Origin of the sequence: Enterobacter sp. T2 (assembly GCF_010692925.1) — a bacterium.
GTDB lineage: Bacteria > Pseudomonadota > Gammaproteobacteria > Enterobacterales > Enterobacteriaceae > Enterobacter > Enterobacter kobei.
Genome location: NZ_CP048736.1, coordinates 1,456,954 through 1,468,656, shown reverse-complemented (window position 1 = coordinate 1,468,656; position 11,703 = coordinate 1,456,954). Strand labels below are relative to the sequence as shown.

Annotated in this window: 6 protein-coding genes and 1 pseudogene; 5 read left to right on the top strand and 2 right to left on the bottom strand. The window is 58.0% G+C overall.

Going from position 1 to position 11,703, the window contains the following annotated elements:
- Window positions 1–4 precede the first annotated feature (4 nt).
- The 3 genes from G0034_RS06940 (at window position 5) to G0034_RS06930 (ending at window position 4,826) form a co-directional block, all read left to right on the top strand.
- Entirely contained in the window at window positions 5–2,437 is a 2,433-nt protein-coding gene (locus tag G0034_RS06940) for a formate C-acetyltransferase/glycerol dehydratase family glycyl radical enzyme (protein ID WP_179120653.1), read from the top strand.
- Window positions 2,438–2,604: 167 nt separating this feature from the next.
- Entirely contained in the window at window positions 2,605–3,420 is an 816-nt protein-coding gene (locus G0034_RS06935) for a Cof-type HAD-IIB family hydrolase (protein ID WP_032637121.1), read from the top strand.
- 149 nt (window positions 3,421–3,569) lie between these two features.
- Entirely contained in the window at window positions 3,570–4,826 is a 1,257-nt protein-coding gene (locus G0034_RS06930) for a DUF1479 domain-containing protein (RefSeq protein ID WP_179120652.1), read from the top strand.
- On the opposite strand, the gene G0034_RS06925 is transcribed toward G0034_RS06930, so the two are convergent.
- Window positions 4,823–5,896 carry a LacI family DNA-binding transcriptional regulator gene (locus G0034_RS06925; RefSeq protein ID WP_023332477.1) on the bottom strand — a complete coding sequence of 358 codons (1,074 nt, stop codon included), beginning with the start codon at window positions 5,894–5,896 and terminating at the stop codon, window positions 4,823–4,825. The genes G0034_RS06930 and G0034_RS06925 overlap by 4 nt on opposite strands.
- Window positions 5,897–6,184: 288 nt before the next feature.
- Between G0034_RS06925 and G0034_RS06920 the strand changes: the two genes are divergently transcribed.
- Both G0034_RS06920 and G0034_RS06915 read left to right on the top strand, forming a co-directional pair.
- Complete coding sequence (locus tag G0034_RS06920; RefSeq protein ID WP_014883122.1) at window positions 6,185–7,486, top strand: MFS transporter; 1,302 nt, start codon at window positions 6,185–6,187, stop codon at window positions 7,484–7,486.
- A 17-nt stretch (window positions 7,487–7,503) separates the two neighbouring features.
- Window positions 7,504–9,867, top strand: coding sequence for a glycoside hydrolase family 31 protein (locus tag G0034_RS06915; RefSeq protein ID WP_179120651.1), 2,364 nt, complete (start codon window positions 7,504–7,506; stop codon window positions 9,865–9,867).
- A 90-nt stretch (window positions 9,868–9,957) separates the two neighbouring features.
- Here G0034_RS06915 and G0034_RS06910 read toward each other — a convergent pair.
- Window positions 9,958–11,552 (bottom strand): annotated as a pseudogene (locus G0034_RS06910) (ABC-F family ATPase).
- Window positions 11,553–11,703 lie beyond the last annotated feature (151 nt).

Genomic DNA, 11,703 nt, shown 5'->3' with positions numbered 1-11,703 from the left:
ATCTATGACGACCTTAAATCTCAACACCCTCAGCGAGCGCATCAAGGCGCACAAAACAGCGCTGGTCCATATCGTTAAGCCGCCGGTCTGTACCGAGCGCGCGCAGCATTACACCGAAATGTACCAGCAGCACATGGACAAGCCGATCCCGGTGCGTCGCGCCCTGGCGCTGGCGCATCATCTGGCTGAGCGTACCATCTGGATCAAACACGACGAGCTGATTATCGGTAACCAGGCAAGCGAAGTTCGCGCCGCACCGATCTTCCCGGAATACACCGTCTCCTGGATTGAAAAAGAGATCGACGATCTGGCGGACCGTCCGGGCGCGGGCTTTGCGGTGAGCGAAGAGAACAAGCGCGTCCTGCATGCGATCTGCCCTTGGTGGCGCGGCCAGACGGTGCAGGATCGCTGCTACGGCATGTTCACCGACGAGCAAAAAGGCCTGCTGGAAACCGGTATTATCAAAGCCGAAGGCAACATGACCTCCGGCGACGCGCACCTGGCGGTGAACTTCCCGCTGGTGCTGGAGAAAGGTCTCGACGGCCTGCGCGCTAAAGTCGCCGAGCGCCGCTCGCGTATCAACCTGACGGTGCTGGACGATCTGCACGGCGACCAGTTCCTGAAAGCGATCGATATCGTGCTGGACGCGGTGAGCCTGCACATCAAACGTTTTGCCGCTCTGGCACGCGAAATGGCGGCCACGGAAACCCGCGAAAGCCGCCGCGACGAGCTGCTGGCGATGGCGGAAAACTGCGACGTGATTGCCCACGAGCCGCCAAAAACCTTCTGGCAGGCTTTGCAGCTGTGCTATTTCATTCAGCTGATCCTGCAGATTGAGTCTAACGGTCACTCCGTGTCGTTTGCCCGTATGGACCAGTATCTCTATCCGTTCTACCGCCGCGACGTGGAGCTGAACCAGAGTCTCGACCGCGAACACGCGATTGAGCTGCTGCACAGCTGCTGGCTGAAGCTGCTGGAAGTGAACAAGATCCGCTCCGGCTCGCACTCTAAGGCCTCTGCTGGTAGCCCGCTGTACCAGAACGTCACCATCGGCGGCCAGAAGCTGGTCAACGGTGAGCCAATGGACGCGGTCAACCCGCTCTCCTACGCGATTCTGGAATCCTGCGGTCGCCTGCGCTCCACTCAGCCGAACCTGAGCGTGCGTTACCACGCAGGCATGAGCAACGACTTCCTTGACGCCTGCGTACAGGTGATCCGCTGCGGCTTCGGGATGCCAGCGTTCAACAACGATGAAATCGTTATCCCGGAATTTATCAAGCTCGGCGTTGAACATGATGACGCCTATGACTACGCGGCCATCGGCTGTATCGAAACCGCCGTGGGCGGCAAGTGGGGCTATCGCTGCACCGGCATGAGCTTTATCAACTTTGCCCGCGTGATGCTCGCCGCGCTGGAAGGCGGCCGCGACGCCACCAGCGGTAAGGTATTCCTGCCGCAGGAAAAAGCGCTCTCTGCCGGTAACTTCGATAACTTCGAGGAGGTGATGGCGGCGTGGGATATGCAGATTCGCTACTACACCCGCAAATCCATCGAAATTGAGTACGTGGTGGACACCATGCTGGAAGAGAACGTGCACGATATTCTCTGCTCGGCGCTGGTGGACGACTGCATCGAACGCGCGAAAAGCATCAAGCAGGGCGGCGCGAAGTATGACTGGGTTTCCGGCCTGCAGGTGGGTATCGCCAACCTCGGCAACAGTCTGGCGGCGGTGAAGAAGCTGGTGTTTGAACAGGGCGTCATCGGTCAACAGCAGCTGGCGGCAGCGCTGGCGGATGATTTCGACGGGCTGACCCACGAGCAGCTGCGTCAGCGTCTGATTAACGGCGCACCGAAGTACGGTAACGACGACGACAGCGTGGATATGCTGCTGACGCGTGCTTACCAGACCTACATTGAAGAGCTGAAGCAGTACCACAACCCGCGCTATGGTCGTGGTCCGATTGGCGGTAACTACTACGCGGGCACCTCCTCCATTTCCGCAAACGTGCCGTTTGGCGCGGCAACGATGGCGACTCCGGACGGACGTAAGGCGCATACCCCGCTGGCGGAAGGGGCAAGCCCGGCGTCCGGTACCGACCACCTCGGCCCGACGGCGGTCATCGGCTCCGTGGGTAAACTCCCTACCGAGGCGATTCTGGGCGGCGTGCTGCTGAACCAGAAGCTGAACCCGTCGACGCTGGAAAACGACAGCGATCGCCAGAAGCTGATGGTGCTGCTGCGCACTTTCTTCGAGGTGCATAAAGGCTGGCATATTCAGTACAACATCGTCTCGCGCGAAACGCTGCTGGAAGCGAAGAAACACCCTGACCAGTACCGCGATTTAGTGGTACGCGTGGCGGGCTACTCGGCGTTCTTCACCGCCCTGTCGCCGGATGCGCAGGACGATATTATTGCGCGTACCGAGCATACGCTGTAAAAAAACGCCCGGTGGCGCTGCGCTTACCGGGCCTACATTGTCCCCCCCGTAGGCCGGGTAAGGCGAAGCCGCCACCCGGCCTTCTGACTTTCATTCGAAATTAAATTTGTGCTCCCCGTCACCTTGTTATTAGAATGTTTCAAAACGCAGTGACCCAGGAGCACAGTATGACCGTAAAAGTTATCGTCACCGATATGGACGGAACTTTCCTTGATGATGCCAAGCAGTACGATCGTGACCGCTTCCAGGCACAGTTTGAGCAGCTTAACGCCCGCGGCATTGAATTCGTTGTCGCCAGCGGCAATCAGTATTATCAGCTCATCTCTTTCTTCCCTGAGCTTAAAGATCGAATCTCCTTCGTGGCGGAAAACGGCGCGCTGGTGTTCGATCACGGGGAACACGTTTTCCACGGCGAACTGACTCGCCATGAGTCGCAGATCGTCATTGGCGAACTGCTGAAAGATAACGCGCTGAACTTCGTGGCCTGCGGACTGGAGAGCGCTTACGTCAGCGATAAAGCCCCGGACGAATTTGTGGCGCTGATGTCTAAGCACTACCATCGCTTAACGCGCGTCAGCGATTATCACGAGATTGACGATGTGCTGTTCAAGTTCTCACTGAACCTGCCCGACAGCGATATCCCGAACCTGATCGACGCGCTGCATGTTTCTCTCGACGGCATTATGAAACCGGTCACCAGCGGTTTTGGGTTTGTGGACTTGATCATTCCTGGCCTGCATAAAGCCAACGGCATCAGCCGCCTGCTGAAGCGCTGGGAGCTCTCCCCGCAGCAGTGCGTGGCCATTGGCGACAGCGGCAATGACGCGGAGATGCTGAAGCTGGTGAAATACTCATTTGCGATGAACAACGCGGCAGAAAGCATCAAACAGATCGCCCGCTACAGCACCGACGACAACAACCATCAGGGCGCGCTGAACGTCATTCAGGCCGTGCTCGATAACCATTCCCCGTTCGACGCCTAATCTCTCTCCCGCCGGAGCCCCGCTCCGGCCTCTCACTCTTTTTCCGTCCTGTGGCTTGCGTCAAGTTTTTAAACTTGCATTAACTTATTTTTAACTTAAAGTATCACTTGTAGATATTTTTACTTTCGAATGAAAGATGCGAGGCAGTTATGACCTTTACCAGTGAAACTTTGCCAGCGGACCACAAAGCGGCAATTCGTCAGATGAAGCGCGAGCTACGCGCCCAGATCGGTGATGTTCAGGCGGTGTTCGACAAGCTCAGCGACAACATTGCCACCCGCGTGGCAGAGATCAACGCCCTCAAGAATAAAGGCCAACCCGTCTGGCCGACGATCCCGTTCGCGGATGTGAAAAACGGCACAATCACCGCTGAACAGCGCGAGGCGGTTAAGCGTCGGGGCTGCGCGGTGATCAAAGGTCATTTTCCGCGCGAACAGGCGCTGGCGTGGGATCAGTCGATGCTCGACTATCTCGATCTCAATAAGTTTGACGAGGTGTATAAAGGGCCGGGCGATAACTTCTTCGGCACCTTAACCGCCTCTCGTCCGGAGATTTACCCGATCTACTGGTCGCAGGCGCAAATGCAGGCGCGTCAGAGCGAAGAGATGGCGCAGGTGCAGTCGTTCCTGAACCGTTTATGGACATTCGAGAGCAACGGCAAGCAGTGGTTCGACCCGGATGTCAGCGTGATTTATCCGGATCGTATTCGCCGCCGCCCACCGGGCACCACCTCTAAAGGGCTGAGCGCGCACACCGATTCCGGCGCGCTGGAGCGCTGGCTGCTGCCTGCCTATCAGCAGGTGTTTGCCCGCGTGTTTGACGGCAATATTGATAAGTACGATCCGTGGAACGCCGCGCACCGCACCGAAGTGGAAGAGTACACCGTGGATAACACCACCAAGTGTTCGGTGTTCCGTACTTTCCAGGGCTGGACGGCGCTGTCGGACATGATCCCGGGCCAGGGACTGCTGCACGTGGTGCCCATCCCGGAAGCGATGGCGTACATTCTGCTGCGTCCGCTGCTGGACGACGTGCCGGAAGATGAACTCTGCGGCGTCGCGCCGGGCCGCGTGCTGCCGATTTCGGAAAAATGGCACCCGCTGCTCATCGAAGCATTAACCAGCATACCGGCGCTGGACGCAGGGGATTCCGTGTGGTGGCACTGCGATGTGATCCACTCCGTCGCTCCGGTGGAAAATCAGCAGGGCTGGGGCAACGTGATGTACATCCCTGCCGCGCCGATGTGCGAGAAGAACCTCGACTACGCGAAAAAGGTGAAGGAAGCGCTGGAAACCGGTGCGTCACCGGGAGATTTCCCGCGTGAAGATTATGAAAAAAGCTGGCAGGACCGCTTTACCGTGAACGATCTCAACATCCACGGCAAGCGCGCGCTGGGTATGGTTTAACTGTCGTACAGCCCTTCCCGCTCAACGGCGGTACGTCGTTTCCCCTGACGTATCCGCCGTACCGATTCCCGCACGGTCAGCGTGCCGTTCAGCAGCAAGGTTCCCACCGGCGCGTCAGGGCGCATCAGCCGCTGCTGGAGCATATGTACCGCTTCCGTTCCCAGTTCATCACGCGGGACATGCACTGCCGTCAGGGGCACATCCTGAATCGCCGCCAGATTAAAGCCGTCGATGCTCATGACGGAAACGTCCTGCGGTACCCGCAATCCCTGTTTCTGCAAAGCGCTGATGGTGCCCGCCGCCATAAAGTCGCCGCCGACCAAAAACGCGGTGGGCAGATCTTTTCCCTTCTGCTGGTTAAGCCACTCGCTAACCAGCTGTTCCGTTTCGCGCGCGCTAAAGCTCGGCACCACCAGCAGATCGCGCTTGTCGCTGAACGTCAGGTTATGGGCGTGCCACGCGTCGCGGATCCCTGCCAGGCGCAGCTCCATGGTGTAACGGCGCAGGCACAGCACGTTCATCACGTCGCGGTGTCCCATTTCGAACAGGTATTCCGCCGCCCGCTCGCCAATGGCGCGATGGTCCGGCGCTACGGCAGGCAGACGCATGTGGCGGTCACGGCAGTTAATTAGCATGCAGGGTTTTCCCACGTCCACCGCCAGATCGTGGATATGCGGATCGTCAATACCGAGCAGAATGGCTGCCTGGGTATCCGGCTCGTTCATGCGTGCCAGAAAAAGCTGTGCGTCGCTGTCGTTCTCCTCCAGCGCACAGTAGCGTAGCCGAACCTCGTGCGAAGCCAGCCCTTTGCTGACGCTCTGGATCACGCGGTAGTAAAAGATGTCGGACCGCTCGTCAAAGGCTCGCTGGGGAGCAAAGACCACCAGGCTGTTAAGCAGCAGACGCCCCGCCGCCATGCCATCCATCACCCCCAGCTCCCGTGCGCACGCCAGCACCTTTGCTCGCGCTTTTTCGCTGGTGTTCGCTTTGCCCGCCAGCACGCGGGAAACGGTACTGATAGAGAGTTGCGTACGGGCCGCGATTTCGGTGATTTTTAGCCTTTTGTCCATTTTGTGATCTGGCTCCATTTGCGAAATGAAAAAATTTTCATAGCGTATCCGTCAGGTAATAAAGGGCATAACGGCCATCATGCCAGAGGGTTTGCGCCCGTTATGAGAAACTTTGCACAAAATCCACTATTGCCCACTCATTTTCTCCCTTAAGGTGAACTTGTCACACAACTTCCATACTAGTTGTATAGCAACTTAAGCATTCTAAACGGATAGAAATCAAAGGCATAACAATCTGTGTGACACCTGAACCTCCGTCCCCTTAGCGTCCGTCTTATGGAGAGTAAAATGAGTCAGGACATCAATAACACCGTTGCGACAAGCAAAACTCGTCGCGTCATCAAGAACCTGCGCTGGTACGTGCTGGTGCTGTTTTTACTGGGCGTCACCGTTAACTACATCACCCGAAACTCATTGGGGATCCTCGCGCCGGAACTGAAAGAGAGCCTCGGGATCACCACCGAGCAATACTCCTGGATCGTCGGCGCATTCCAGATCGCCTACACCATTTTCCAGCCCCTGTGCGGCTGGTTGATTGACGTCATCGGCCTGAAGATTGGCTTTATGGTCTGCGCCGGGATCTGGGCGCTGATGTGTATCTTCCACGCGGGGGCCGGAAGCTGGCTGCACCTGGCTATCCTGCGCTTCTTTATGGGGGCGTCTGAGGCCGCCGCAACCCCGGCGAACGCCAAAACCATCGGTGAATGGTTCCCGAAATCGGAACGTCCTGTTGCCGCCGGTTGGGCGGGCGTGGGCTTCTCCATCGGTGCGATGCTGGCCCCGCCTATTATCTACTTTGCTCACGCGTCGTTTGGCTGGCAGGGTGCGTTTATGTTTACCGGCGTGCTGGCGCTGCTGTGGGTGATCCTCTGGTGGGCGTTCTACCACAACCCGGAGCAGCACCCGAACCTGAGCAAGGATGAGCTGGCATTTATCAAGCAGGATAACGAACCGCCTGCGGTCAAACTGCCGTTCCTGACCGCGCTGAAAACCGTCTCGAAAAACAAACGTTTCTACGGTATCGCCATCCCGGCCTTTATGGCGGAACCGGCCTGGGCGGTGTTGAGCTTCTGGGTGCCGCTGTATCTCGCCAAAGAACACGGCATGGACCTGAAGCAGATTGCGATGTTCGCCTGGCTTCCGTTCCTCGCCGCTGACCTCGGCAGCGTGGCAAGTGGCTACCTGACGCGATTGTACACCCGCCTGTTCGGCTGCTCCCGCGTTAACTCGGTCGTCGCCAGCTCCGTCACCGGCGCGTTTCTGATGATTTCTCTGGGCATTGTCGCCATTACCCGCGACCCGTATATCACCATCGTGCTGATCTCCATCGGCGGCTTTGGGCACCAGATTATCTCCTGCATGCTCAGCGCCCTGGTCGTGGAGTCGTTTGATAAGGGCCAGATGGCGACCGTCAACGGCATGCGCGGCTCGGCGGCGTGGATCGCCAGCTTCCTGTTCTCGCTGTTAATCGGTGTGACCGCCGACAAAATCGGCTTTAACCCGCTCTTTATTGCCATGGGCTTCTTTGACCTGATTGGCGCTGTCTTCCTGGTAGCATTTATTGCTGAACGTCGCGCCAAGCGCGCCTGATAGTGGATGTATTGCATATGAAAACCCTGAAAAACTGGACCGTTGATACGCAGTCGGCAAACCATCTGGAACTGCTGGTGGATAACCAGCACCGCCTGTGCCTGTATGTGCTGGAAGAGAACCTGTTCCGCGTGCTGATCAAACGCAAAGGTGAACTGGCGCTGGACCGCACCTGGAGCATCGCCCCGGCGCAAGACGTGCCGTGGGAAGGTCGCCGTCGTGACGATGTCAGTGGCTTTACCTGCCCGGCCTGGACGCTGACGCGGCAGGAAAATACCGTGACGGTGGCGACGGAGCAGCTTCGGGTGACCGTCCACCAGCCCCTGTGGCTGGAGTGGCACTACCGCAATGACGCGGGCGAGTGGCAGCCGCTGGTCAATGACCGTCCGACCAGTGCGTACCTGCTGAACGCCCACGGTGACGGCGTGGCGCACTATCTGAGCCGTCGCAAGGACGAACGTTTCTACGGGCTGGGCGAGAAAGCGGGCGATCTACAGCGCAACGGTAAACGCTACGAGATGCGCAACCTGGATGCGATGGGCTACAACGCCGCCAGCACCGACCCGCTGTACAAGCACATTCCATTCACCCTTACCCGTCGCGACGACGTGAGCTACGGCCTGTTCTACGATAACCTGAGCAGCTGCTGGCTGGATCTGGGCAACGAGATCGACAACTACCACACCGCCTATCGGCGCTGGCAGGCGGAAGCGGGCGATATCGATTACTACATCTTTACCGGCAAGCGCGTACTGGACGTCACCAAAGCCTTCGTGCGCCTGACCGGGAAAACGCTGTTCGGACCGAAATGGAGCCTGGGCTACAGCGGCTCGACCATGCACTATACCGACGCGCCGGACGCGCAAAACCAGCTGATGAACTTTATCCGCCTGTGTGAAGAACACGCGATTCCATGCGACTCGTTCCAGCTCTCCTCCGGCTATACCTCCATTAACGGCAAGCGCTACGTCTTTAACTGGAACCATGACAAAGTGCCGCAGCCGAAGGTAATGAGCCAGGCGTTCCACGATGCCGGGTTAAAGCTGGCTGCCAACATCAAGCCGTGTCTGCTGCAGGATCATCCCCGCTATAACGAAGTGGCGGAACGTGGCCTGTTCATTCGCGACTCAGAAACTGATGCACCTGAACGTTCCAGCTTCTGGGATGACGAAGGATCACATCTCGATTTCACCAACCCGCAGACGGTGCAGTGGTGGCAGAACGGCGTGACCACGCAGCTGCTGGAGATGGGGATAGACTCGACCTGGAACGATAACAACGAATATGAAGTATGGGACGGGGAAGCACGCTGTTTTGGCTTCGGCAAAGAGATTGCCATCAAACACATTCGCCCGGTGATGCCGCTGCTGATGATGCGCGCCTCGCTGGAAGCGCAGCAGCGTTTCGCGCCGGAAAAACGTCCGTATCTCATTTCCCGCTCCGGCTGCGCCGGGATGCAGCGCTACGTCCAGACCTGGAGCGGCGATAACCGCACTCACTGGGATACCCTGCGCTATAACATCCGCATGGGGCTGGGCATGAGCCTCTCCGGGCTGTTCAACGTCGGCCACGACGTCGGCGGTTTCTCCGGCGACAAGCCAGACGCCGAACTGTTCGTGCGCTGGGTGCAAAACGGCGTGATGCATCCGCGCTTTACCATTCACTCGTGGAACGATGACCACACGGTCAACGAGCCGTGGATGTACCCGGGCGTCACCCCCGCTATTCGCGGTGCGATTGAGCTGCGCTACCGTCTGCTGCCCTATCTCTACACCCTGCTCTGGCAGGCGCACGCCGACGACGAACCGATGCTGCGCCCGACCTTCCTCGACCACGAGCACGACGCGCGGACCTTCGAAGAGTGCGATGACTTCCTGCTGGGCCGCGACCTCCTTGTCGCCAGCGTCGTCGAGGCCGGGCAGCGTAAACGCCACGTCTGGCTGCCGGATAACGAAACCGGCTGGTACGATTTCTACACTCACGAATGGTTCGCTGGCGGACAAGCGATCGTCCTCGACGCGCCGCTGGAGAAACTGCCGCTGCTGGTGCGCGCCGGTGCCGGTCTGCCGCTCAGCGAGCGCATCCGTCACGTGAGCGCCGAAAAAGACGATATCCGCGAGCTGAAGCTGTTCCCGGTGAAAGGCGTCGGCACCACGTCCGGCCTGCTGTTTGAAGATGACGGCGAGTCCTGGGGCTACCAGAAAGGCAATGCGCTGTGGGTGGCGTGGGAAATGGTGTGCGACGGAGCAACCGTCAACCTGAACATCAGTGCACGCGGTGATTATCGTCCGGCATGGAACGCGCTGAAGGTGTCGTTACCTACGGGGGAAAAACGTAAGCTGCTGGTGAATGGTGAAGAAAGGTGTGATTGGGTGGTGTAGTGCGGCCTGATGCCCTCACCCTGCCCCTCTCCCACAGGGAGAGGGAATGGAACGTAGGCCGGGTAAGGCGAAGCCGCCACCCGGCTTTTTTTAACTCTCGATACCTTTGCTGCGCAGGTAATCTTCGTAGTTACCGGTGAAGTCCACCACGCGCTCTGGCGTAATTTCGATCACGCGGGTCGCCAGCGAGCTGACGAATTCACGGTCGTGAGAAACGAAGATCAGCGTGCCCTGATACATCTCCAGCGCCATGTTCAGCGATTCGATAGATTCCATATCCAGGTGGTTAGTCGGTTCGTCCATTACCAGGATATTGGGTTTTTCCATCATCAGCTTGCCGAACAGCATGCGGCCCTTTTCACCACCGGACAGCACTTTCGCCGGCTTTTTGATGTCGTCCTGACTGAACAGCAGACGACCCAGAATGCTACGCACTGCCTGCTCGTCGTCGCCTTCCTGCTTCCACTGGCTCATCCAGTCAAAGACGGTCAGGTCGTTTTCGAACTCGTATTCGTGGTCCTGCGCGTAGTAACCAATCTGCGCGTTTTCTGACCACTTCACGGTGCCGTTGTCCGGCTGCAGTTCACCAACCAGGGTTTTCAGCATGGTGGATTTACCCACGCCGTTGGCCCCAGAATGGCAATTTTCTCGCCCACTTCCAGCAGCAGGTTGAAGTTTTTAAACAGCGGACCTTCATCGAAGCCTTTGGTAAGGGCTTCCACTTCCAGCGCGTTACGGAACAGTTTCTTGTCCTGCTCGAAGCGGATGAACGGGTTCTGACGGCTGGAGGCTTTGACTTCTTCCAGCTTGATTTTGTCGATCTGACGGGCGCGGGACGTCGCCTGACGAGACTTAGAGGCGTTCGCGCTGAAGCGGCTGACAAAGGATTGCAGGTCCGCAATCTGCGCTTTCTTCTTAGCGTTGTCGGCCAGCAGGCGTTCACGCGCCTGGGTCGCAGCCGTCATGTATTCGTCGTAGTTGCCCGGATACACGCGCAGCTCGCCGTAGTCCAGATCCGCCATGTGCGTACAGACCATGTTCAGGAAGTGACGGTCGTGCGAAATGATGATCATGGTGCTGTCGCGGTCGTTCAGCGTCTGCTCCAGCCAGCGGATGGTGTCGATGTCCAGGTTGTTCGTTGGTTCGTCGAGAAGCAGGATGTCCGGGTTAGAGAACAGCGCCTGCGCCAGCAGGACACGCAGCTTCCAGCCTGGCGCGACTTCACTCATCGGGCCGTAATGCTGTTCAACAGGAATGCCCACGCCCAGCAGCAGCTCGCCCGCACGCGCTTCAGCTGAATAGCCATCCATCTCGCCGTAATGCGTTTCCAGTTCGGCCACTTTGTAGCCGTCCTCTTCGCTCATTTCAGCCAGGGCGTAAATGCGATCGCGCTCCTGCTTCACTTCCCACAGCTCCGCGTGCCCCATGATCACGGTGTCCAGCACGGTGAACTCTTCGAAGGCGAACTGATCCTGACGCAGCTTACCGATGCGCTCGTTCGGATCGAGCGACACGTTGCCAAGCGTCGGCTCCAGGTCGCCGCCGAGGATCTTCATAAAGGTGGATTTTCCGCTACCGTTGGCACCAATCAGGCCGTAACGGTTGCCGCCGCCAAATTTGACGGAAATGTTTTCGAACAGCGGCTTACTGCCAAACTGCATAGTGACGTTGCTGGTAACTAACACGGGGAGATTCCTGCGAAAAGTGTGATAAACACGGCATTATGCCACAATTCCGAATTGAGATCCCGTGTTGCGGCAATCCACTAAACTTTAACAAAATCGAAAAAAATGTGATTTCGTACACATCTGAATTCCCTGCGAGCGGGAATGCACA